Source organism: Duganella sp. GW821-FHT01E12 (genome assembly GCF_059422325.1).
In genome coordinates this window covers 218,396-241,189 of sequence record NZ_JBWKWR010000006.1, presented here as the reverse complement: position 1 = coordinate 241,189, position 22,794 = coordinate 218,396, and the positions used below count along the sequence as shown (strand labels likewise).

The 22,794-nt window shown below is 63.4% G+C and carries 20 protein-coding genes and 1 pseudogene; 11 read left to right on the top strand and 10 right to left on the bottom strand.

Features of this window, described 5'->3' with window-relative positions:
• The first annotated feature begins 3 nt into the window (after window positions 1–3).
• Window positions 4–273 (top strand): hypothetical protein, encoded by a 270-nt coding sequence (locus AC07WS_RS18720; RefSeq protein ID WP_494730529.1) that lies wholly within the window; start codon window positions 4–6, stop codon window positions 271–273.
• 10 nt (window positions 274–283) lie between these two features.
• On the opposite strand, the gene AC07WS_RS18715 is transcribed toward AC07WS_RS18720, so the two are convergent.
• Window positions 284–1,465 (bottom strand): multidrug effflux MFS transporter, encoded by a 1,182-nt coding sequence (locus AC07WS_RS18715; RefSeq protein ID WP_117015641.1) that lies wholly within the window; start codon window positions 1,463–1,465, stop codon window positions 284–286.
• Window positions 1,466–1,579: 114 nt separating this feature from the next.
• Here AC07WS_RS18715 and epsC point away from each other — a divergent pair, with 114 nt between their 5' ends.
• Together epsC and yghU are read left to right on the top strand one after the other, a co-directional pair.
• Window positions 1,580–2,503: a serine O-acetyltransferase EpsC gene (gene epsC / locus AC07WS_RS18710; protein WP_494730528.1), complete on the top strand. Its 924-nt coding sequence runs from the start codon at window positions 1,580–1,582 to the stop codon at window positions 2,501–2,503.
• A gap of 38 nt (window positions 2,504–2,541) precedes the next feature.
• Window positions 2,542–3,384 (top strand): glutathione-dependent disulfide-bond oxidoreductase, encoded by an 843-nt coding sequence (yghU, locus tag AC07WS_RS18705; protein WP_494730527.1) that lies wholly within the window; start codon window positions 2,542–2,544, stop codon window positions 3,382–3,384.
• Between the two features lie 15 nt (window positions 3,385–3,399).
• Here yghU and AC07WS_RS18700 read toward each other — a convergent pair whose 3' ends face one another.
• The 3 genes from AC07WS_RS18700 to AC07WS_RS18690 are packed head-to-tail and all read right to left on the bottom strand — an operon-like array spanning window position 3,400 to window position 5,754.
• Entirely contained in the window at window positions 3,400–4,245 is an 846-nt protein-coding gene (locus AC07WS_RS18700) for a MetQ/NlpA family ABC transporter substrate-binding protein (RefSeq protein WP_494730526.1), read from the bottom strand.
• Between the two features lie 14 nt (window positions 4,246–4,259).
• The gene (locus tag AC07WS_RS18695) at window positions 4,260–4,940 is read right to left on the bottom strand and encodes a methionine ABC transporter permease (RefSeq protein WP_494730525.1); all 681 of its coding nucleotides are present in this window, start codon (window positions 4,938–4,940) and stop codon (window positions 4,260–4,262) included.
• Entirely contained in the window at window positions 4,933–5,754 is an 822-nt protein-coding gene (locus AC07WS_RS18690) for a methionine ABC transporter ATP-binding protein (protein WP_494730524.1), read from the bottom strand. The genes AC07WS_RS18695 and AC07WS_RS18690 overlap by 8 nt, the downstream gene beginning before the upstream one ends.
• A 303-nt stretch (window positions 5,755–6,057) precedes the next feature.
• Here AC07WS_RS18690 and AC07WS_RS18685 point away from each other — a divergent pair, with 303 nt between their 5' ends.
• Entirely contained in the window at window positions 6,058–6,624 is a 567-nt protein-coding gene (locus AC07WS_RS18685; RefSeq protein ID WP_494730523.1) for a YceI family protein, read from the top strand.
• Window positions 6,625–6,648: 24 nt separating this feature from the next.
• On the opposite strand, the gene AC07WS_RS18680 is transcribed toward AC07WS_RS18685, so the two are convergent.
• The 3 genes from AC07WS_RS18680 to AC07WS_RS18670 form a co-directional block, all read right to left on the bottom strand.
• Complete coding sequence (locus AC07WS_RS18680) at window positions 6,649–7,236, bottom strand: chromate transporter (protein WP_494730522.1); 588 nt, start codon at window positions 7,234–7,236, stop codon at window positions 6,649–6,651.
• Complete coding sequence (locus tag AC07WS_RS18675) at window positions 7,233–7,811, bottom strand: chromate transporter (RefSeq protein WP_494730521.1); 579 nt, start codon at window positions 7,809–7,811, stop codon at window positions 7,233–7,235. Before AC07WS_RS18675 ends, AC07WS_RS18680 begins: the two co-directional genes overlap by 4 nt.
• A gap of 613 nt (window positions 7,812–8,424) precedes the next feature.
• The gene (locus AC07WS_RS18670; RefSeq protein WP_494730520.1) at window positions 8,425–9,327 is read right to left on the bottom strand and encodes a PAS domain S-box protein; all 903 of its coding nucleotides are present in this window, start codon (window positions 9,325–9,327) and stop codon (window positions 8,425–8,427) included.
• A 645-nt stretch (window positions 9,328–9,972) separates the two neighbouring features.
• Here AC07WS_RS18670 and AC07WS_RS18665 point away from each other — a divergent pair.
• The 6 genes from AC07WS_RS18665 to AC07WS_RS18640 all read left to right on the top strand — a co-directional run bounded on the left by AC07WS_RS18665 (window position 9,973) and on the right by AC07WS_RS18640 (window position 17,752).
• Window positions 9,973–12,669 (top strand): type VI secretion system Vgr family protein, encoded by a 2,697-nt coding sequence (locus AC07WS_RS18665; protein WP_494730519.1) that lies wholly within the window; start codon window positions 9,973–9,975, stop codon window positions 12,667–12,669.
• Window positions 12,670–12,689: 20 nt separating this feature from the next.
• Window positions 12,690–13,832, top strand: coding sequence for a hypothetical protein (locus AC07WS_RS18660; RefSeq protein WP_494730518.1), 1,143 nt, complete (start codon window positions 12,690–12,692; stop codon window positions 13,830–13,832).
• 261 nt (window positions 13,833–14,093) lie between these two features.
• The gene (locus AC07WS_RS18655; protein ID WP_494730517.1) at window positions 14,094–15,122 is read left to right on the top strand and encodes a hypothetical protein; all 1,029 of its coding nucleotides are present in this window, start codon (window positions 14,094–14,096) and stop codon (window positions 15,120–15,122) included.
• Window positions 15,122–17,008 carry a TIGR02594 family protein gene (locus tag AC07WS_RS18650; protein WP_494730516.1) on the top strand — a complete coding sequence of 629 codons (1,887 nt, stop codon included), beginning with the start codon at window positions 15,122–15,124 and terminating at the stop codon, window positions 17,006–17,008. The genes AC07WS_RS18655 and AC07WS_RS18650 overlap by 1 nt, the downstream gene beginning before the upstream one ends.
• Before the next feature lie 12 nt (window positions 17,009–17,020).
• Complete coding sequence (locus tag AC07WS_RS18645; RefSeq protein WP_494730515.1) at window positions 17,021–17,473, top strand: hypothetical protein; 453 nt, start codon at window positions 17,021–17,023, stop codon at window positions 17,471–17,473.
• A 15-nt stretch (window positions 17,474–17,488) separates the two neighbouring features.
• Window positions 17,489–17,752, top strand: coding sequence for a PAAR domain-containing protein (locus tag AC07WS_RS18640; RefSeq protein WP_494730514.1), 264 nt, complete (start codon window positions 17,489–17,491; stop codon window positions 17,750–17,752).
• A 4-nt stretch (window positions 17,753–17,756) separates the two neighbouring features.
• On the opposite strand, the gene AC07WS_RS18635 is transcribed toward AC07WS_RS18640, so the two are convergent.
• Window positions 17,757–18,161, bottom strand: a complete 405-nt coding sequence (locus AC07WS_RS18635) for a hypothetical protein (RefSeq protein ID WP_494730513.1) — start codon at window positions 18,159–18,161, stop codon at window positions 17,757–17,759.
• Window positions 18,162–18,229: 68 nt separating this feature from the next.
• Window positions 18,230–18,871: a phosphohydrolase gene (locus AC07WS_RS18630; protein WP_494730512.1), complete on the bottom strand. Its 642-nt coding sequence runs from the start codon at window positions 18,869–18,871 to the stop codon at window positions 18,230–18,232.
• 120 nt (window positions 18,872–18,991) lie between these two features.
• On the opposite strand from AC07WS_RS18630, the gene AC07WS_RS18625 reads away from it, so the two are divergent.
• A complete protein-coding gene (locus AC07WS_RS18625; RefSeq protein WP_494730511.1) occupies window positions 18,992–22,117 on the top strand; it encodes an NAD(P)-binding protein in 3,126 nt (1,041 codons plus the stop codon).
• A 28-nt stretch (window positions 22,118–22,145) separates the two neighbouring features.
• On the opposite strand, the pseudogene AC07WS_RS18620 reads toward AC07WS_RS18625, so the two are convergent.
• Window positions 22,146–22,760, bottom strand: a pseudogene (locus AC07WS_RS18620) (class I SAM-dependent methyltransferase).
• Between the last annotated feature and the right edge of the window lie 34 nt (window positions 22,761–22,794).

Here is a 22,794-nt window from a genome sequence, read left to right as displayed (position 1 = left end):
ACCATGGACAAGGAAATCGCACGCCGCCAGTTCGTCAACGAGCTTTGGCAGCGCTACGAGGAGTTGCAGCGATGGGCGGAAGAGAACTGGCCGGACAAGGAGCATCCCCTGTCCAGCGCGGACTTTGTCGAGACTCGCAAGGAGCTACTGGGCCTGCGCAATCCGGCCCAGGCGCCGGGGCGGCCTGCGTCTGCCAGCGCCGGGGGCGACGCCCGTGAGCCGGAGCAGGGCGGCGCCCAATACATCGACGTGAACCCGACGCCCTGGCCTTGATCCGCGCGGCCTAGTGCGTGACCGGCTTGCCGGTCTGCGCCAGCAGCCAGGCGATCACGCTGACGACCAGGCTGGCGAGCACGCCCCAGGCCAGTTTCAGCGCGCTGTCGAACAGCAGCGGCGCCACCAGGCCGGACACCAGCGCGAACAGCAGCATCTGGATGAAGGACTGCATCGACGCCGCCAGCCCGCTATTGTTGGGGAAGTACTCCAGCGCGATCAGCGACAGGGGCGTCATCGACAACGCCAGGCCGAAGGAATAGATAAACAGCGGCAGCACTGCGTACGGCACGGCGGCCACGAAGGCGCTGTTGTAGGCCACGTTGATGACGCCGGAGGCGATCATGACCGCGAAACCCATCCACACCTGCGCGCTGCGCGAGAACCTGTGCGCGAACTTGCCCGACAGCGCGGAGCCGATCACCATGCCGCTGATCAGCGGCACGAACATCCATGCGAACGCGGTCTCCGGCAGGTGCAGGATGTTCATCACGAAGTAGGCGGCCGAGCCGATATACAGCGCCACGCCCGCGAAGCTCATGCCGACCGCGATCGACAGCAGCAGGAACTGGTGGTGGCACAGCACCTTCCAGTAGTTCGCGGCGATCACGCCGAGGTGGAAGGGATGGCGGTCCTTGACGGCCAGGCTCTCGGGCAGCGCGCGCTGCACGGCGATGAACATCAGGATGCCGAAGCCGCTGAGGAACCAGAAGATGGAACGCCAGCCGAAGCTCACCTGCAGCCAGCCGCCCAGCACCGGTGCGATGGCGGGCGCCAGGCCGAAGATCATCATGATGTGCGACAGGATCTTCTGCGCGGCGACGCCGGAGAAGCGGTCCTGCACGATGGCGCGGCCGACCACCGAGCCGGCGCCCGCCGCCAGGCCCTGCACGATGCGGCAGGCCAGCAGCACGCCGATGGACGGCGCCATCGCACCGACGATGGAAGCGGCGATGTACAGCACCAGCGACACCAGGATCACCGGGCGGCGGCCGAAGGAATCGGACAGCGTGCCGTAGAACAGCATCATGAAGGCGAAGCAGAACAGGAACATGCTCAGGGTCTGCTGGATCAGCAACGGGCTGGCGTCGAAGGCCAGGGCGATGGCGGGGAACGACGGCAGGTAGGTGTCGATGGCCAGCGGCCCGACCATACTCAGGCCGGCCAGCAGCAGTGTCAGCAAAATATTCATGAAAGGCGTATTGTTCTGTGAGCCGAGCATTTTACGCGATATGCGGCCATCGCATATCCAAGGGCGAAATCATTCCTTCGCCCTGCCGCCGGCGTTTTTATAATTCGAGACACTATGACTATCGATACCTATGATGGAACCGGCGTCAAGCCGTCGCACTGGAACCTGGACGGCGTGATCGAGCAGCTGCGCGTGTCGCGCGAGGCCACGCACAACATCCGCCATCACGGCAAGGTGCGCGAGCTGCCGTCGCGCGAGGCGCTGACGATCATCGTCAACGGCCTGTCGGCGGTGCTGTTCCCGACGCATTACGGGCGCCCCAACCTGACCGACGAGAGCATCGACTACTTCGTCGGCGACACGCTCAACACCACCTTGAACCGCCTGACGGAACAGGTCCGGCGCGGCCTGCAGTTCTCGCTGGAGGACGCGCCCGACGATGAAGAAGCGCTGACGCGCCAGGCCCACGCCATCACGCGCGAATTCGCGGCCGGGCTGCCGGGCATACGCGGGCTGCTGGTGTCGGACGTGCAGGCGGCGTTCTCCGGCGATCCGGCGGCGACGTCGGTGGCCGAGATCATGCTGTGCTATCCGGGCACCATCGCCATCCTGTACTACCGGCTGGCGCATAGCCTGCACCGACTGGGCGCGCCGTTCCTGGCGCGGCTGATTTCGGACATCGGCCATTCGCTGACGGGAATCGACATTCACCCGGGCGCGCAGATCGGCGGCAGCTTCTTCATCGACCACGGTACCGGCGTGGTGATCGGCGAGACGGCGATCATCGGCCAGCGCGTGCGGCTGTACCAGCACGTGACCCTGGGCGCCAAGCGCTTCCCGGCCGACGAGAAGGGCGCGTTGATCAAGGGCGTGCCGCGCCATCCGGTGGTGGAGGACGACGTGGTGATCTACGCCGGCGCCACCATCCTGGGGCGCATCACCATCGGCGCCGGCTCCACCATCGGCGGCAACGTGTGGCTCACGCAGAGCGTGCCGGCGGGGAGCAATGTGTCCCAAGCGCAGATGCGCAACGATTAGGGTATGCTTTTGGTTTGCGTATGCATGGAGATTTTTGTATGACGGAACAATCGAATTATGTGCCGCCAAAAGTCTGGGTGGCCGAAGCGCCATCCGGCGGCACCTTCGCTAACATCAACCGCCCGGTCGCGGGGCCAACCCACGAGAAGGAACTGCCGGTCGGGAAGCATCCCTTGCAGCTCTATTCGCTGGGAACGCCGAACGGCGTCAAGGTGACGATCATGCTGGAGGAGCTGCTGGCAGCAGGCCATGCCGGCGCCGAGTACGATGCATGGCTTATCCGCATCAACGAAGGTGAGCAATTCTCCAGCGGCTTCGTCGACATCAATCCCAACTCGAAGATCCCGGCGATGGTGGACCGTAGCGGCGCGCAACCGTTGCGCGTGTTCGAATCCGGCTCGATCCTGGTTTATCTGGCCGAGAAGTTCGGCGCCTTCCTGCCGAAGGAACTGGCGGCCCGCACCGAGACGCTGAACTGGCTGTTCTGGCAGATGGGTTCTGCGCCGTTCCTGGGCGGAGGCTTCGGCCACTTCTACGCCTACGCGCCGGAAAAGCTGGAGTACCCGATCAACCGCTATGCGATGGAGGTCAAGCGCCAGCTCGACGTGCTCGATCGCCAGCTGGCCGGTCACCGCTACGTCGCGGGCGACGAATACACCATCGCCGACATGGCGATCTGGCCGTGGTACGGCGTTCTGGTGCTCGGCAAGATCTACGGCGCCGGCGAATTCCTGTCGGTGCACGAGTACAAAAATGTCAAGCGCTGGGCCGACGACATCGCCGCTCGTCCGGCAGTGATCCGTGGCCGCAAGGTTAACCGCACCTTCGGCGAGCCGGAAGAGCAGGTGCCCGAGCGGCACGCTGCTTCCGATCTGGACTGACAGAGCGCTGCGGCGTTATTTGGCCGGCTTGGCCGCGCCGGCCGCCTCCAGCGCCACCTGGTCTTCGGTCTTCGAGTAGTCGGGGAAGTACTTGTTGGTCACGGCCAGGAACTCGCGCGAGCGGTAGGCCGCCGCGATGTCCTTGGCGAACTGCTTGTCCTTGTCGGCGGCGCGGATCGCCACCAGGTTGATGTAGTTGGACGAGATCTTCTCGGTCAACAGCGCTTCCTTCAGTTTCATGCCCGAGGCCAGCGCGTAGTTCCCGTTGACGAAGGAGTAGTCGGTATCCTGCAGGGAGCGCGGCAGCTGCGCGGCTTCCAGCGCGATCAGCTTGATCTTCTTGACGTTGACGGCGATGTCCTTCTCCGACGCCTTCACCGGGTCGAACTTCTCACGCAGCTTGATCCAGCCCAGTTGATCCAGCAGCACCAGCGCGCGCGCCTGGTTGGTCGGGTCGTTCGGCATGGCCACGGTGGTGCCTTCCTTCGCCTCGGCCAGCGTCTTGTGTTTCTTGCTGTAGATGGCGATCGGCGCGGTCGGGATCTTCACCAGGTCGGCCAGTGCCAGCTTGTTCTTGGCCGCGAACTCGTTCAGGTAGACGATGTGCTGGAACACGTTGGCGTCCAGCGAGCCTTCAGCCAGCGCGAAGTTCGGCTGGATGTAGTCGTTGAATTCCACCAGCTTGACCTTGTAACCCTGCTTTTCCAGGATAGGCTTGATGCCAAGTTTGATCTGGTCCGCATATGGGCCGGCGCTGGTGCCGATCACGATTTCTTTCGGGTCCTTGGCATAGCTTGGCGCGGCGATGCCGAGGGCGATGGTCAGTGCGGCGAGCAGCAGGTGGCGGCGAGGTGCGTTCATAAGTGTTCCTTTGATTAGCGTTTGTCTAAGCGTTTGGCGATGCGGTTGCCGGTGAACTGGATCAGCTGCACCATGGCGATCAGGATGGCGACGGTGGCGACCATGATGTCGGTCTCAAAGCGGTAGTAGCCATAGCGGATGGCGAGGTCGCCGATGCCGCCGCCGCCCACCACGCCGGCCACGGCGGAGTAGGACAGGAAGCTGATCGACAGCACGGTCAGCGCCAGCACCAGGCCGGAACGGGCCTCCACCAGCAGCACGCGCAGGACGATCTGCAGTTCCGACGCACCCATGGCGTGGGCGGCTTCGATCACGCCGCGCGGCACTTCACGCAGGTTCTGTTCGACCATGCGGGCGAAGTAGGGCACGGCGGCGAAGGACAGCGGCACGGCGGCGGCCAGCGGGCCGATCGAGGTGCCGGCGATGATGCGTGTGAACGGCACCAGCGCCACCAGCAGAATGATGAACGGGAAGGAGCGCACCACGTTCACCAGCCATCCGAGCACCAACGCGACCGGGCGGTTCTGCAGCGACTGGCCGTCGGCCACCAGGAACAGCAGGATGCCGAGCGGGCCGCCGATCAGCACAGCGGCGGTCAGGCCGATGCCGAGCATGGTCAGCGTTTGCCCGAGGGCGGTCCACATCTCCGGCAGCATTCCTATGATGGCGTCGAGCGAGGCGAGATATTCAGACATAGGCGGCCTCCTTGTTGACAGTGTTGGCGGTGTTTGCTGCCAGTGCGCTGGCGGCACCGTGCTGCGCCAGTTCGCGGCCCAGCGCGGTCTTGCGCGGCTCGGCCAGGCTTGCGGCGTCGTCCAGCGCGAATTGTTCGGCGATCGCGCCGTCCTCGATGACGGCCACGCGGTTGCAGATATCGCCCAGCACCGACAGCTCGTGGCTGACGATGACGATGGTGACGTTCAGGCGGCGATTGATGTCGCGCAGCGTGGCGAGCAGTGCGCGCGTGGTCTCGGCGTCCAGCGCGGAGGTGGGCTCGTCGCACAGCATGACGGCGGGCCCGCTGGCCAGCGCGCGCGCGATGGCGACGCGCTGCTTCTGGCCGCCCGACAGCTGCGCCGGATAGTTGGCCGCCTTGCCGCTCAACTCCACCAGCTCCAGGCAATCGTTGACGCGGGCGGTGATCTGCGCCAGCGTCTGGCCGCCGTGGATGCGCAGCGGGAAGGCGACGTTGTCGAACACGGTGGCGTTCTGCAGCAGGTTGAACTGCTGGAAGATCATGCCGATGTTGCTGCGCGCGTCGCGCAGCTCGCGCTTGGACAGCGCGGTCAATTCGCGGCCGTCGACGAACACGCGGCCGCTGTCGGGCCGCTCCAGCAGGTTGAACAGGCGCAGCAAGGTCGATTTGCCGGCGCCGCTTTTGCCGATCAGGCCGAAGATGTCGCCTTGGTTCACTTCCAGGGTTACGTCGCGTACTGCGTGGAACGCGCCGCCGTCGGGCAGCGCAAAGGTTTTACTCGCATGATCGATGCGAATCAGAGGTGTAGTCATCAGGAATAAGCGGTTGGTGCCGGTTGTAAGGTACCGGTGCGCGCAGTATCGCATCAGCGGCTCATGCGGCAAACGAAGTTATTCCGCTTTCTATATGCCTAAAAATTATAAAGAAGAAAGGGCGCCCCAGAACGCAAAATCACGCACCTGACGTTTATGATCGATTTTATCGATAGTAAAGCGGTAAATTTTTCGTTTTACAAGCCCAGGTGTGACGAGCATAATCGGTCCACTCGATAGACAAGCCCCCGGCGGGAATAGCGCCGGACTTGAACCTTGTTCCCACACTCTGGAGTCATACGAATGAAAAAAATCTTTGCCCTGCTGGTCGCCGCTGGTATCTCGATGTCCGCTTTCGCCGCACCGGACAGCTTCACGTCCGACGCCAATCACACCTTCGCACGTTTCGAATACAGCCACTTCGGCTACTCGGTCCAGCAAAGCCGCTTCAACAACACGACCGCCAAGATCGTGCTGGACCGCGCCGCCAAGACCGGTTCGGTGGAAGCGACGATCGACACCAAATCGGTGGACACCGGTTCCAAGCTGTTCGACGGCCACATCCAGGGTGAGGACTTCCTCGACACCGCCAAGTTCCCGACCATCAGCTACAAGTCGACCAAGTTCAACTTCAAGGGCGACGTGCCGTCCACCATCGAGGGCAACCTGACGATCAAGGGCATCACCAAGCCGGTCACGCTGACCGTGACCCACTTCCAGTGTATGGACCACCCGATGATGAAGAAGCTCGCTTGCGGCGCCAACGCCACCGCCACCATCAAGCGCACCGAATTCAACGCCGGCAAATACGCGCCTAACGTCGGCGACGACGTCACCCTGTCGTTCTCGATCGAAGCGCTCAAGGACTGATCGCGCCAAGCTGTCGGGCGCCGCTTAAATCAGCTGGAACCAGCCCAACAGCGCGCCGCCCGCAAGCAGCCACAGCAAGTGAATGCGGGTGCGCCAGATCACCAGGCCCGCGGCCACCGACAGCGTCCACAAGGGCCAGTCGGTGGCCCAGTCGCGGTGGGCGCTGCCGAGTATGATCCCCACCGACACCATCAATCCCACCACCACCGGCGCCATGCCTTGCTTGAAGGCGCGCACGCCCAGCAGCTCCCGGTTCTGATGCGCCCAGCGCGCGGCCAGATAGGTCAGCGTTGTGCTCGGCAGCATAATGCCCACCATCGTCACCAGCACGCCGGCCAGCGCCGCCGCGTAGCTGCCCGCGTTCAATCCGACGTTCCAGCCCATTAAGGCGACGAACAGCACGTTCGGCCCCGGCGCCGCCTGGGCGATGGCGATCGAATCGTTGAACTGGGATTGCGTCAGCCAGTGGTGTTCCTCGACCAGGAAGCGATGCATCTCGGAGGTGGTGGAGATAGCGCCGCCGATCGACATCAGCGACAGCAGCAAATAATGCGCGAACAGGTTGACCCAGTCGGACAGGCTCAGCACCAAGTGCAGCGGCGCGTCGTTCATGGCTGGCGTCCCTTCATCTTGCGGTAGGTGAGGGTGACGCCGATGCTGCCCAGGATAAGCAGGGTGTAGGCGAGCGGCAGATGCAGCGCCACCACGAACACCACGCACAGCAGCGCGATGACGGTGTTCAGCCATTGCGGCAGCGGATGCCTGCCGAGCGCGGACGCGAGCTTGAGGCCGGTGGCGGCGATCATGCCGGCCGATACCGCCGCCATGCCGCGCAGCGCGCCGGCCACGCCGGGGTGGTGCGCGTAGTGGGCATGCAGCACGGCCAGCATCAACACCAGCAGCAGCGGCAGCGTGAGCATGCCGGCCAGGGCGACCATTCCGCCGCGCAAGCCGTAGTAGCGGTTGCCGATCATCAGCGCCAGGTTGACGACGTTGGGGCCGGGCATGATTTGGGCGACCGCCCATTCCTCGACGAATTCCTCCTGGGTCAGCCAGCGCTTGCGTTCCACCAGTTCACGCTGCACGACGGCCAGCACGCCGCCAAATCCCTGGAGCGCCAGAATGGTGAAAGAGACGAATAGATCAAGTAGCGAACTGGGGCGGGGGCGTGGCGGGTCGATGGGCATGCCTTATTATCGCGCCGGTATTGCCGCCTGTCCATTAGCCCCGCAGTGCGGGACATATAAATTCAGAATTGATAGGAAGCTGACATTGACTTTGGTCCACTGTCGCCCATACTCCCTTAGCATGACGCAGATCAGGGCCACGACCTCCAACTCTTGCTAAGGATCATGATGAACGTTTCGCTATTACAGCAACGCAGTGACGAGCAATGCAGTGCCGCGGTAAATCGCGGCATACAGGTGCAGTCCAGCTTTAATACGGTCTGCGCGATCGAATACATGAAATCCCATAATGTGGATCCGCAAGTGATCGAACGGGTGTTATTACACCCCGAACAGCGTCGAAAAACCCCACATTGAGGCAGTTGCTTATGCCGGTTTCAGGTTTACTTATACACAAACCATGTTGACAAGAATTTTTTTTCAAAAAAATTCTTGTCACAATGCTCTGAGTTCCAAGTGCTTGATTTATAAGGGGTTTAAAATTGCCTTTTGGATGGGCAGTTTGTTGAAAACCGCATAGGTAAAGCCTCCCTGCGGTGTCAATGGGGTGATATCCACATAGATATCCACAGCGTCTGTGGATATCCCAAAAAGTGCTATAACAATCCGCAACTTACAGCGGTTTTTTGAGCGCCTGCAGGACGCTGGCGACAACGATGTAGCGGCGCGGCAAGTCGCTGGTGGCCGTGACGGTGGCGCGCAGCCGCACTTCCTGGCCGTCGCGGCGCCAGGCGCTGACCACGTCGGTCCAGGCTTCTCCATCCTTCAGCGCTTGCAGCGCATCGGTCAACTGGTCCGGCGGGTAGGGCGGCGCGTGCAGCAGGCGCGGATCGGCGCCTTGCAATTCTTCCCGGCTGTATTGGAACACCTTGCAGAATTTGTCGTTGACCGTGACGATCTTGCCCCGTTCATCCAGCGTGACAATGACCGCATGCTGATCCACCGCAGCCAGCAAGGCCCTGGCCTGGTCCAGCTCCTGTTGCAGCGCCTGTGCGTGCCGGTGTGCCTGTTCCAGCCCGGAGTAGGCGCGCAATGACGAGATCACCGTGGTGAACAGCTTGCGCGTGGTCAGGTCGGTCTTGCACCAGAAATCGTTGATGTCGTAGTCGAGGATGATGCTGTGTTCCAGCGCCTGTCCCGGCTGACCGGTGCGCAGCACGATGCGCACCAGGTTGTTGTGCAGGGTTTCGCGGATGTGGCGGGCCACGTTCAGGCCGGCATCGCTGGTTTCCATGATGACGTCCAGCAACACCAGCGCGATGTCGGGCGTGGTGCGCAGCGTGGTCAGCGCTTCCTCGCCGCTATAGGCATGCAGGAAGCTCAAGCGGCGGCCCTGGAAGCAGACGTTACTCAGCGAGAATTTGGTCACCACATGGACGTCGACGTCGTCGTCGACGATCAGCACCCGCCACGGCGCCGGCGCTGATGCCGCGCCGGGCTTGCCGGCCTGGGCTTGGCTGGCCGGCGGCGCTTCATCCTCTATCATCCAATCGGTGTCGTCGTCGTTCTGGTTCATGCATCAATCCCGCGATAAGTCGAAGAAGGGAATTGCGGACCCTCACAGTGACACTATTCCTTGCCAGCACTTTTGTCAAAGGATTCCCCGGCATGCGCGCGCCAGCGTGTCGCCAGACCTACTTATGCACAAAAAAATATTTTTCAAGCGCGCCGGAAAGCGCTTGAAGCCTGAAACTTCAATGACGTAAGTATTTGATTTTACTGGGTAAAAATTCTGCCTGTGGATTAGGCATTTTATTGAAACCCGCGCCGTTAAAGGCGTTCTCGGCTGTCAAGTGGGTGTTATTCACAACCTTATCCACAGTTGATGTGGATATCTGTGAAAAGGGCTTTAAATCCGGCAGCTTATCGGCCTTTCCTCAGGAATTGGCTCAGGCCCGCACCTGGGCTGGAGCTCGAAGACGCCAAGCCCGAGCCTGGCCGGTGCAAATTTCGAAGTCGCACCGGCCATCGGCTTTGACGCATTCGAGCCGGCCCCAGGGCAAGCCAGCGCCAGCAGTGCGTTGCCTGGTTTTCAATTGAGCGTCATCAACTTTGTCTGCGTGATAACATTCCGCCCGTTATTTCTGATATGGCGGTGGCAATGTTGGGTGAAGGTAATTTTCTGCGGGATTTGATCTCGCAACGGCAGAATAAACGGATTTTGCGTCTGTCCTTCCCCCAAGGCGACGGTCCTGACGCGCAACTGCTTCCCAACAAGCTGGAAGCGGACGAAGCATTGTCGCGCGACTTCGACTACCGGGTCGAACTGCTGTCCGATAACGCCTCCCTCTCCCTGAAAGAGCTGCAGGGCAAGCTGATGTGCGTGGAACTGGTGCGCGGCGATGGCAGCTTGCGCTATTTCACCGGATATGTCTTCCGCTTCCGCCTGCTCAAGACCGATGGCGGGGTGGCGTTTTACGAAGCTGCGCTGGCGCCCTGGCTGGCCTATTTGAAGCTGCGCAAGGACAATTACCTGTTCCACAACAAGACCTTGCGCGAACAGACCGACAGCATCTTTGCCGATTATTCGCCGTTGCCGGACTGGGATTGCCGCGTGGCCGGCGATGAGGTGCCGATGACGGATGCCTGCCAGTTCGACGAGAGCGATCACAATTACCTGCATCGCCGTTGGGAGGCCGCCGGCTGGAGTTACTGGTACGAGCATGGCGCCAGCGGCCACAAGCTGGTCCTGAGCGACGACACCACCGCCGCCGAAGCCATCGACGGCGGCCGCGCGGTGCCATTCCAGCGCCACGGCGGCGCGGTCGAGGAAGAGGCGATAGGCGACTGGTCGCCGGCGCGCCAGATCGTCGCCGGCAGCGTGGCCTTGAGCGCATTCAATTTCAAGCAGCCGGTGCCGTCCCAGTTCAATCTGCCGACCGTCAACCAGCAGGGCGCGGTGCTGAACGTCGAGACTTACGAGTACGCCGGCGCCTATGCCTTCACCGACGGCCAGGGCGCGGATCGGCTGGCGCGCCTGCGCATCGAAGAGCTGGAAGCGGCCGGCAAGTATTTCGACGGCGCCGGCAATTGCCGGGAGTTGCAGCCGGGGCGCGCCTTCGAGCTCAGCGGCCACTTCGACGATGCCGGCGACAGCGACAAGAATCTGTTCCTGATTGTCGGCGTCACCCACCTGGTCACCAACAACTATCTGCAAACCAAGGCCGGCGACGATGCCGGCGCCCAGTACGACAATCGCCTGACGTGCATCCGCAAGGCCATCCCCTGGCGGCCGGGACGCGGCTACAACAGCGTCGACACCCGCATCACGGCGCCGCAGACGGCCACCGTGGTCGGACCAAGCGGCCCGGACAGCATACACACGGAGGAATACGGCCGCGTGCGGCTGCAGTTCCACTGGGACCGCGTCGGCAACAACGACGAGCACAGCTCGGCCTGGGTGCGCGTGGCCAGCGCCTGGGGCGGCAGCGAGCTGGGCGCGTCGGCGGTGCCGCGCGTCGGCACCGAGGTCATCGTGCAATGGCTGGGCGGTTCGCCGGATCGCCCCATCATCACCGGCACCGTGTTCAACGAACTGCACCAGCCGCCCTGGGCCTTGCCGAGCCAGCAGGCGTTGACCGGCCTGCGCAGCCGCGAACTGACGCCGAACGGCGGCAACGCCGCTGCCGGCCGCAGCAACCATCTGATTCTCGACGACACCAACGCCGGCATCCAGGCGCAGCTGAAGAGCGACCATGCGCACAGCCAGCTGTCGCTGGGCCACATCACGCGGATCGAGGACAACAGCGGCCGCAAGGACGCGCGCGGCGAAGGCTTCGAGCTGGCCACCGAAGCCTGGGGCGCGCTGCGCGCCGGCAAGGGCTTGTTGCTGACCACCGAGGCGCGCCCGCAGGCGGCCTCGCACATCAAGGACATGGGCGAGACCGTGGCCCGCCTGAGCTCGGGCGCGGCGCTGCACCAGCAACAGGCGGACGCGGCCCAGCAGCGGGACGCGCAGAAAACCGGCGTCGACCAGAGCGAGGCCAGCGCCGCCGTGCGCGCGCAGCACCAGGCGGTGCGCGGCAACGGCGCCGCGCAGGGCGAATTCGCGGCGCCCCATCTGGTGCTGTCCAGCCCGGCCGGCATCGCCAGCAGCACGCCGGAAAGCACCCACATCCAGAGCGGCCAGCATGCGGCCATCAGCAGTGGCGGCCATGTGTCCATCGCGGCGGGCAAGAGCCTGTTCGCCAGCGTGACCGAGAAGATCAGCCTGTTCGTCTCGAAGGCGGGCATGAAGCTGTTCGCCGCCAAGGGCAAGGTCGAGATCCAGGCCCAGAGCGACAATGTGGAAATCATCGCCGAGCAGGTGCTCAAGCTGATCAGCACGAAAATGAATATCGAGATCACGGCGGCCAAGGAGATCGTCCTCAACGCCGGCGGCAGCTTTATCCGCATCAACGCCAAGGGCATCGAGCAGGGCACGGGCGGCCAGTGGCTGTCGCAGGCCGGCCAGCACACGATGGAAGGGCCGAAGAATATGAACGCGGTCAAGCAGGCCGAGTTCGAAAAGGTGGTGCCGAAGAAATTCAGCCAGCAGGTGTTTGTCGATCCGGCGCTGTGGAACTTGCCGGACGGCGTCAAGGCGCTGAAATACACCTTCCTGTCGCGCACCAACCAGGTGCTGGGACGCGGCACGCTGGACGGCGCGGGCAAGTCGACCCCGCTGTTTACCGACAGCGGCGAACCGGCCCGGATCGAGATCGACGTCAACGGCGGCAAGTGGCAGCAACTGATCTTCGACCGCCACCCGTCCATCAGCGTGCCGCTGGATGCGCCGCAGGTGGTGTTCGACCCCTATTCCGAGGGCGCGGTGGACGAGGACTCCATCGAGGGCCCGGATGATACGCTGGTGGTTTGAGTCAGCTAATTGAACGAGAAATGAAAATCTTTTTATGCATATTGATGGCCGGACTGAGCCATATGCCGGTGGTGTATGCTGCGCCGCCTGTCAAGCTTTCGCTGCCGTTGCCATTGACCGGGACTCGTTTCCTGCCGCATCACATAGGCTTTTCGACGGACGGGAAGGGTCTCTGCCTTGCCGGAACGAATACGGACGAAAATGGCCGCGCAACCGCCCAGTTGCTATTGATCGATCGTCCAGGCAATACGGTTCTGTGGCAAAAACGCTTGCCTGCGCCTGATGGCAACTCCGATATCTATCCTGTGCAATGCGTCGTGGCCGCAGGGGAAATTTATCTGCTGGCGAATGTCGATACGCAAAGCGTTAAATCGCTGCGGCAAACCAGGGCTTACGTTTACCGTTTTGATACACAAGGCAAGCAGATGGCGTACAAAGCGCTTGACCTTCCAGGGCGCGACAACTTTGCCTATGCTGCCACGGCCGCGTCCGGAGGCATCAAAGTGGCCGGCTATATCAAGGACGAGGATGAGGACTTCGAGTACTACTCGGTGTTCTCGCTGGGGATGGACGGTACCCTGCGGGCCGACAAGCCATCCATCAAGAAAACCGGAGCGTTCGCGCCGTTTCCATCCGCGCGTATTATCGGCGACCACTTGCATATCGGAGGCAATTTCTATCCGTACAAACTCTCCAAGACGGAGGGCGGCGGCGATTACGCAATTTCAAAGCTGCGCTTGAACGGCGCGTATCTGTGGAGCCTGCGCCCGTCCACCGCCAATCCACTCTCGGTATTCACCGTAGTTGACAGCAATGGCAATACGTTCCGATTGGGCTATCAAAAAGAGACTTCGTCGCTGTTGCGGGTTACCGCTGATGGTATTACCGGATCGGAAATCAGCTATGCCAGCAAATATTGCGAGACGCGGTCGCTCGTTGAATATGGCGCACGCTATCTGGCCATCCGCAAACCGTGCAACAGCATAGGCGGTCGCTCTACGCTGGTAAGTATCGATCCTGAGACCAAGACTGAAAAGCCGCTTGACTGGTTCCCAGAGGAACCGGTTTATATGGCGACAGACTCCGAGTCCTGGGCCGCTGTTGGCAAGGACAAGGCTGGCAAGGCGGTGTTGTATACCGGCGCGGTGAAGGCATCGGAATGAGAGGCAGTAAGTTATTGGCTGCGCTGGCTTTGGTGCTGAGCGGTAGCGCGCAGGGGATGCCGCAGAAGCTCGCGTTGGAGTTGCGTGACAAGCAGCTTCCATACCTGCCTTTTACAGATTCATCACGAGGAAACCATGAGAATAAATTGGAAATTGACTGTCGCCTGCCTGCCCTTTATGGCGACCGCCCACGCTGCTACGTTTGACGCCGCAGTCAAATTACAACTGCCGGTCGAGAAAAACCTGTTTAGTGTCTATAGCATGGAATTTTCCGCTGACGGCAACCGTGTGTGCATCGCCGGCACCGTCTCGACCGAAATGGGCGAGTCCCAAGGGCGGCTGCTGCTGGTTGATCGCGTACGCAACGCGCTGCTATGGCAGACGAATTTTTCCACGCCGGATACGATGGCGGCGGTGTACCCGGTTCAGTGTTCCATCAGCGCTGATCGGGTGTATTTGCTGGCCAATGCCGATACCGACAGTTCGCCACCGAACGCGAAGACGTACGCCTATGTGTACAGCTTTGATGGACAGGGTAAAACGTTGGCGACTCAGCGCTTGCCGCTCAAGAGCCACGCCTATGGCTATGCCATGGACAGCAGCGGCGACGGCGTCAAGGTGGCGGGCTACAGCAAGGAGGAGGATGCGGACTTTGAGTACTACTCGGTCTACACGCTGGCGCTGAGCCCGGAATTGAAGGTGCAGGGCGAACCTGTCGTCCGCAAGAGCGGCGCCTTCGCGCAGTTTGAACGGGCGCGCATCGTCGGCGACAGCCTGTACGCGGCCGGCGTGTTTTACCCTGCCAAAGTCAGCAAGAAGGACGTGGTCGACGATTTTGCCGCCTCCCGGCTGCGTCTGCATGGCGGCTATGTGTGGAGCGTGCATTCTGGATTGGGCGCGCAGTTCCGCGACGCCTACAACGGCGTGGCCGCCGACGGCACGATCTACACGATGGCGGTCGGCGCGGGGACCACGTCGGTGCTGACGGTGACGCCTGGCGGCAAGAGCGTTGCGCCGGTCAAGTATGCCAGCAATTACTGCGAGACCGGCTCGATCGCGGCCTGGGGCAAGGGCTTGATCGCGGTACGCGAACCATGCGACAGCAAAGCCAAGGGCAAGCCGAAAGCTAACGCGCTGGTGATGGTCGATCCGGCCGCCGGCAAGGAGAGCGTGTTGGATTGGGTGCGCGAGGAGCCGCAGTTTGTGGCTACCCATGGCGCGGCGTGGGCGGCGTTGGCCAAGGACAAGGACCGCAAGCTGTACTTCTATTCGTCGGCTGGGGGGCAGTGATGACCAAGAAGGAATACACCTACGAGGACAAGCTCAACTTCATCGCGGACCTGTATTGCCCGGCGCGCGTGATCGCCGACCGAACCGGCTGCTCATGGGAGCTGATCCTGGGCCAGGCCGCCGGGGAAACCGGGTGGGGCCAGAAATGCCTCCCCGGCACCAACAACGTCTACAACATCAAGGCCGACAAAAGCTGGAAGGGCGAATCCAAGATTTTCCACGTCAACGAGGAAATCAACGGCAAGGAGGTATGGGTGGACGATCCCTTCCGTGTTTATCCTTCGTACCAGGACAGCTTGAACGACCGCATGAAATTCCTGAAGGATAATCCCCGCTATGCGGGCCTGGACCGGCCTGGCATCAAAGGCGATTACAAGGAGGAGGCCAAGGAACTGCAGCGCGCCAAGTACGCGACCGACCGCCGTTATGCCGCCAAGCTGATCGAAATTATCGAGGGCCCGACGATGCAGCGTGCTGTCGCCCGCGCCCAAAAGCGCGGCTGCGGCGCGGTGCTGCCGGTGGTGGAGGTGTTCCTGCTCGATGGCGCCAGGGTGCCGATCAAGAATGCCAACGTGCAGGTGCGGCAGGATGGCAAGCAGGCCGAGGTGGTGACCGATGGACATGGCCGTTTCCTGATCCGCATTTCGCCCAAGGGCGGTGAAATTCAGTTCAAGGTGTTCGACAAGGACAGAAACGTCTGGGCCAGCGTGGACCCGATCAAGCTGGACAAGCTTGTCACCGACAAGACCGCGACACTGATCGCGCCGACCTTCACCGCGCAGACCAGCACCCGCGAACACGAAAAGAAAACGCCGGCCGAGCCGTCCGCCGCGCCCGCAGCCAAGGCGCCGGCCGCCTCGACGCCTGCTGCGGCGGCCGGCGCCGTAGCGGCCAAGCCCGCCTCGGCGGCCGCGACGGGCAAGTTCAAGAACCACACCGTGCAAAAAGGTGAAAGCCTGGCCTCGATCGCCAGCGATCACAGCACCAGCTACCAGGCCATCGCCGTAGCCAACGGCATCAGCTCGCCGTACATCATCCGGCCCGATCAGGTGCTGCGCGTGCCCGATGTCAAAGCGCAGCTGGCCGACCAGGAAAAACGCCACGCCAGTCCGCCGGCGGCCGCGCATGGCGCTCCCGCCCAAGGCGCCGCGAGCAAGGCCGCGCAGGGCGGACACGGCGCCGCGCAGGCCAAGCCGCCGGCGTCCGGCGCGCCGGCCGCCAACGACCATGACGGCGGCAGCGGCGGCATCACGCTGGCGTCGCTGGGCCAGGCGCTGTCGAACGGTTCGACCTATCTGCACACGGTGTTCTTTCGCAACGGCGAGCAGCATCCGCAAACCGACCTGATGCACTCCAGCCGCGCGCCATGGATGAAGTTCGCCCAGGAGGAATTCGAAAAGGGCGTCAAGCGCCGCACCGGCAAGGGCAAGCACGACGCCCGCATCCTCGAATATTTCACCGCCACGCCGAGCCTGGACAAACGCTCGGCCTCGGTCGACGAAACGCCGTATTGCGCGGCCTTCGTCAACTGGTGCCTGGGCCGCAGCGGCTATCAGGGCAACGGCAGCGCGCTGGCGGTGTCGTTCTCCAAGTGGGGCCGACCAACCAGGGGCAACAAGCCGGCGCTGGGCGCGGTGGCCCTGATCAAGTTCCCCGGCGGCGGACACCACGTCACCTTCGTGGCCGGCATCAGCCCGAACGGCCGCCTGATCGCCACGCTGGGCGGCAACCAGGGCGAAAGCCACGAGGTCAGCCATAGCCGCTGTCCCAAGACGATGGTGGTAAGCTACCGCTATCCGTCCGATTACCCGGACTACGACGACGATTATGTGCTGCACGACGTGGAGAGCGATCACGCGCCGATGACAGCCAGCTCCACTCATTAAACAGGATTTTGTATGCGCAATAAAGTAATCTTCGCCGCACTGCTGCTGTGTTCCAGCCTGAGCCAGGCCTTCGACGGCGCGCCGTCGTTCACCACCAAGCGTGCCGGCGTCGAGCATACGCTCAAGCTCAGCCAGTGGAAGGTGGACGGCAAGGGCGTGCCGTCGTTCGACTATGTCTACGAACAGCAGGCCGGCGCCTGTCGCTTCAAGGTGGCCGGCCACGCGACCGCCGGTTTCGAGGAGAAGGGCGGCAAGGTGGTGCTGGATGTCTTCAACCCCGAGGACGGCAAGGGCAAGGCGATGGCGCAGATCCTGATGTTCTATGACGATGCCGTCACCCTGACCCTGCCGCTGAAGGGCGCCTTGCAGCAGGTGTCGTTCGACGACGAACTGAGCGACGCGCAGCTGCGCGGCAGCTGCGGCAAGAAACCGGACGCCAAGCTGTCCGTCTTGTTTCGTCCCTGAGCGCGGGAGGCGCGTATGCCCGGCAAAGCCATCATCCGCCTCGGCGACCGCACCTCGCACGGCGGCCGCGTCCTTGAAGGCTTCCCGCTGCTGACCATCCATGGCAAACCGGTGGCCGGCGTCGGCCACCGGGTCAGTTGTCCGAAATGCTCCGGCTCCCCGGTGATTGCCGAGGGAGTGGTGACCGTCACCATGATGGGGCAGCGCGTGGCGGTGGACGGCATGAAGACTTCGTGCGGCGCCACGCTGATCGGCTCGGGGCCGGGCGAGACCGCCTAGATCGTCAGCCGCCGATCCCGGCCAGCAGCTTGCGCACGGCGCCATGCGCCATGACGATTTCGGTGCCGTCGTGCAGCAGGGTGTTGTACTTGGCGCGGAATTCCGCGTCGCCGCTCTCGGACGGCCCGATCAGGCCTTCGATCACCTTGCGGTAGGCGCCTGCCTCGGCGGCCGTGACCGGCTCCGGCTCGTCGAGCCGCTCGTCCATCTGCGCCATCAGGCCGGACAGCTTTTGCAGCCAGGCGAAATGCGGATGGTTGGCCACCAGCTGCAAATGCTCCAGCGGACTGCCGACCGCGCCGAAATACTGCGTCTCCACATGAATCAGCTGCTTGTGCAGATCGCGCAAGGCGCGCGCCAGCGCGGTCAGTTTGGCGTTGTTGGCCAGTTCGTTGTCGGGTGTGGTCATGAAATCTCCAGGTGAGGTCAGGCCGAAGTATAGCGTCGCCGCCGCGTGCAGGGCATCGCTCATATGGCCTATGTGCTCAGGGTTTTCAAGCGGTCCAGTTCCGCCAGAAAGCGTACGCTGGCCACGGCCGGCGGCCATGGTTCCCACGCGGTGCCGCCGTAGATCGCCTGCAGCGGATCGTCGTTCAGCGGCGGCACGGCGATCTTCAGCGTATGCAGCACCTCCTTCGCCGACCAGCCCACCACGTGCACCGCTTCGCTGGCCGCCGCCAGCCGGTCGGCCATCTTGTGGGCGGCATGTTCTTTCGGCGTCCAGCGCTGCAGGCCGTAGCGCAGGAACACCGCGTTCTCCAGCCGCAGCGTCAGCGCCTTGAAGCCTTCGCCCAGGAAGGGCTTGAGCGGCGAGACGCAATCGAAGCCCAGCAAGCCTTCCTCCGCGTCGTGCAGCAGTTCGCGCAGCGCCGCCAGCGGCGGCAGCTCCAGACCAACCGCCTTGCAGGCCGCCGCGCGCAAATGCATCACCGTCAGCGAATGCTGGGCCACCGACAGCGGCAGCGGCCACGCCGAATGTCCGCCCCAGCGATAGGTGCGCGCCAGGCCGAGCGCCAGGTCGCCGTCTTCCCAATCGAACGGCGTGGGGTCGAGCAGGTCCAGCCGGCGCTCCGACGGCATGCGCACCCACGCCCGGTCTTCGTGATGATTGCGGCCCATGCGGCTTTCCTGATCTGTGGTTCACAGCGACATCCTACACCCAAGCCGCTATTTTTTTCGGCAAGCGGCGGCGGATTTGCAATACACTGGGCGGATCTTGACTTCGTGATGGATGAGCGTATGGCGACCAGACCTTCATATATCTACCAGGGCGGCTCGGTGATGATGCACTCGCCGCTGCAATTGAAAAACTCCGAGATGTACGGATTTTTTGTGAAGGGCGATCTGGCCAAGCTCCAGGCCACGCTGGACGATACCTTGAACCAGGTGGCCGGCCAGCGCATGCGCTTCAACGCGATCTCGCCGTATGTGCTGCTGACGTTCACGCGCGTCAACCACGCCGATTCGGCGGCCCCGGTCGACCATGCCAAGGGCTGGATCACGGAGATCGACATCGTCACCTGGATCATGGTCGGCGCCATGGATGACGAGGGCAAGCTGGAACACATCTACTACTACCCCGCGCATATCTTCGTCGACGACGCGATGGCGCTGATAAACGGCCGCGAACTGTTCGGCTATCCCAAGTACCTGTGCGAGTACGAGATCCCGGCGGCCGGCGCCGAACCGCTGCGCTGCGCGGTCGCGGCCAAGGGTTTCCAGGCCTTTTCGCCGGAGACCCGAATCGCCATGCATCCGCTGCTGGAGGTGACGGCGACGCGGAAGACCGGCATCGAGAAACCCATCGCCAGCGTGCTGGATCTGATCGAGCAGGCGATAGAGCTGTTCCTGTCCATCCCCGACTTTTTCAACCTGGATGTGGCAGGGTGGGACGACATCATCTCGCTGCTGCGCAATCCGCGCATCGACCAGATATTCCTCAAGCAGTTCCCGGACAGCGCCGGTTTGAAAGCCGTGTACCAGGCCATTCTGGCCGCGCCGGCCACCATCGACAAGATCCACAGCGGCAAGCTGCTGGGCTACGAATATCAGTGCGTGCTGCATGCCTTCGACAGCTTCCCGCTCAACGACACGCTCGGCTTGCAACTGGGGGCGCAGGCCGCCATCCTGCCGTACAACCTGAATTTCGATTTCACCGCGCAGCCGGGCGAGGAGCTGGTCGACAATTCCTCCATCGCGCCGCAGAAGATCGCCATCCTTGGCGGCGGCGTCGGCTCGATGACGGCGGCCTACTACCTGAGCGACCAGCCGGGCTGGCAGAACAACTACGACATCACCGTCTACCAGCAGGGCTGGCGCCTGGGCGGCAAGGGCGCCAGCGGACGCAATGCGCAGTACGGCCAGCGCATCGAGGAACACGGCCTGCACATCTGGTTCGGCTTCTATGCCAACGCATTCAAGATGATCAAGGCCGCCTACGCCAGTCTTGACCGCCCGCCCGGCGCACCGCTGGCCACCTGGCGCGACGCCTTCAAGCAGCACGATTACGTGGCGCTGTCGGAGCAGGTCGGCGAGCAGTGGCGCAACTGGTCCATCGTGTTCCCGACGCTGCCGGGCGAGCCGGGCGAGGGCACCGAGCAGATCACGCTGTGGCAGCTGGCGGTGGCCATGGTCGGCTGGATCGAGCAATGGATCAAGAGCCTGGACCAGTTGACCCGCGAGCTGGAACTGCCGCCGCATCCGCACCACACCGGCGTGCTGCCGGATTGGCTGTACCATCTGGCCGAAGGCGTGACGTCGTCGGCGCATGAGCTGATGGAGGATATGTCGCTGCTGGGCAGCGCCTTGCACGGCATGGTGGTCAACATGTCGGCCGATGTGGCGCAGCACACGGAGGGCGAGCATCTGGCGTTGGCCGGCGCGCTGGTGGGCGTGCGCCAGCGGTTGCACTCGCGCTACCGCAAGCTGATCGACCATGCCGACGGCGACGCCAACGACGATATCCGCCGCCTGTTCATCTGCCTGGACCTGGGCGTGACGGTGATGAAGGGCGTGTTCGAGGACGGCGTGATCCGCAACGGCTTCGATGTCATCAACGATGTCGATTTCCGCCAGTGGCTGCGCAATCACGGCGGCGACGAGGAGTTGTGCGTGAACTCGGCGCCGGTGCGCGGCTTCTACGACCTGGTGTTCGCCTACGAAGGCGGCGAATTCGGGAAGCCGAATATCGAAGCCGGCACGCTGCTGCGCGCGATGGCGCGCATCGGCCTGGCCTACAAGGGCGGCATCATGTTCAAGATGCAGGCGGGGATGGGCGACACGGTGTTCACGCCGCTGTATCAGGCCTTGCTGGCGCGCGGCGTCAAGTTCAAGTTCTTCCACAAGGTCGAGGAGCTGGTGCCGGACGGCCGCCAGATCGGCAGTATCCGCATGACGCAGCAGGTGGCGCTGAAGGGCGCGGACTACGATCCGCTGGTGGACGTGAAGGGCCTGGCCTGCTGGCCCAGCACGCCGAACTACAGCCAGATCGATCCGGCGCAGGCCGCGCTGCTGCAGGCGCACGGCGTCAACCTGGAATCGTGGTGGAGCGACTGGGCCAAGCTGTATCACCAGCAGTTCGACAAGGAGCTGCCGGTGCTGACGCTCAAGCGCGGCGTGGATTTCGACCAGGTGGTGTTCGGCATCTCGATCGCCTCGCTCAAGCCTTTGTGCCCGCAGCTGCTGGCGCAAAGCCCGGCGCTCAACACGACCTACGAGCAAGTGCAGACGGTGGCCACGCAGGCCTACCAGGTCTGGCTGGACAAGGACTTGAAGCAGATGGGCTGGGACTACCAGCCGGGCGGCCAGCAGCCGGTGCTGAGCGGTTTCGGCGAGCCATACGACACCTGGGCGCCGATGGACCAGCTGCTGTGCCGCGAGGACTGGCCGCCCGCGCTCGATCCGCGCAACGTGTCCTACTTCTGCAGCGCGCTGCCGGTGAAGAGCTATCCGCCGGCCAGCGAGACCGGCTTCCCGGCGCTGATGGCGGCGAAGGCGAAGGAGGGCGCGGTCGAGCAGTTGAGCAAGAGGATAGCCTCGCTGTGGTCGGCGGCCGGGCCGGCCGGCGCGTTCCCGTGGCAATGGCTGGTGGACGGCAGCGAGGCGACCGGCGTGGCGCGCTTCGACAGCCAGTACTGGCGCGCCAACGTCGATCCGTCCGAGCGCTACGTGATGTCGGTGGTGAACAGCACCAAGTACCGCCTGCAGACCGACCAATCGGGCTTCTCCAACCTGTACCTGACGGGCGACTGGATCAAGACCGGCTTGAACGCCGGCTGCGTGGAGGCGGCGGTGATGGCCGGCATGCAGACCTCGCGTGCGATGAGCGGCCACCCGGCCGTCATCGAGGGCGAGACCGACTTCTAGGCCGGCGCTGGATTGGCGCGGGCGCCTGTCAGCGCTTGCGCGCCAGCGTCAGGCCGTCGCCCAGCGGCAGCAGCGACAGGTCGATGCGTTCGTCGTGGTGCAGCTTGATGTTGAGCGCTTGCAGCGCGGCGGTGTCGTCGCTGTCGGCGCGCTCGGCGACGCGGCCGCTCCACAGCGTGTTGTCGATCACGATCAGGCCTCCGGCGCGCACCAGTTGCAGGCAGCGTTCGTAGTAGCCGTCGTAGTTGACCTTGTCCGCGTCGATGAAGGCGAAGTCGTAGTGGCCCGCTTCGCCGGCGTGCAGGCGCGCGTCCAGCGTGGCCAGCGCGGGGCCGAGTTGCAAATCGATTTTGCCGGCGATACCGGCCTGCTCCCAGAACGGCTTGCCGATGCGGGTGTAGTCGTCGCTGATGTCTCAGGCCAGGATGCGGCCGTCCGCCGGCAGCGCCAGCGCGACCGACAGCGCGCTGTAGCCGGTGAACACGCCGACCTCGATGGTGTTGCAGGCGCCGGTCAGCTTGACCAGCATGGCCATGAACTGACCTTGTTCGGGCGCGATCTGCATGCTGGCGCGCTCATGGCCGCGCGTGGCTTCGCGCAGCGCGGCTTGCGCCGGCTGCTCGCGCAGCGAATGCGCCAGCATGTAGTCGTACAGCGGGTCGGTCAGGTTGAGTGTG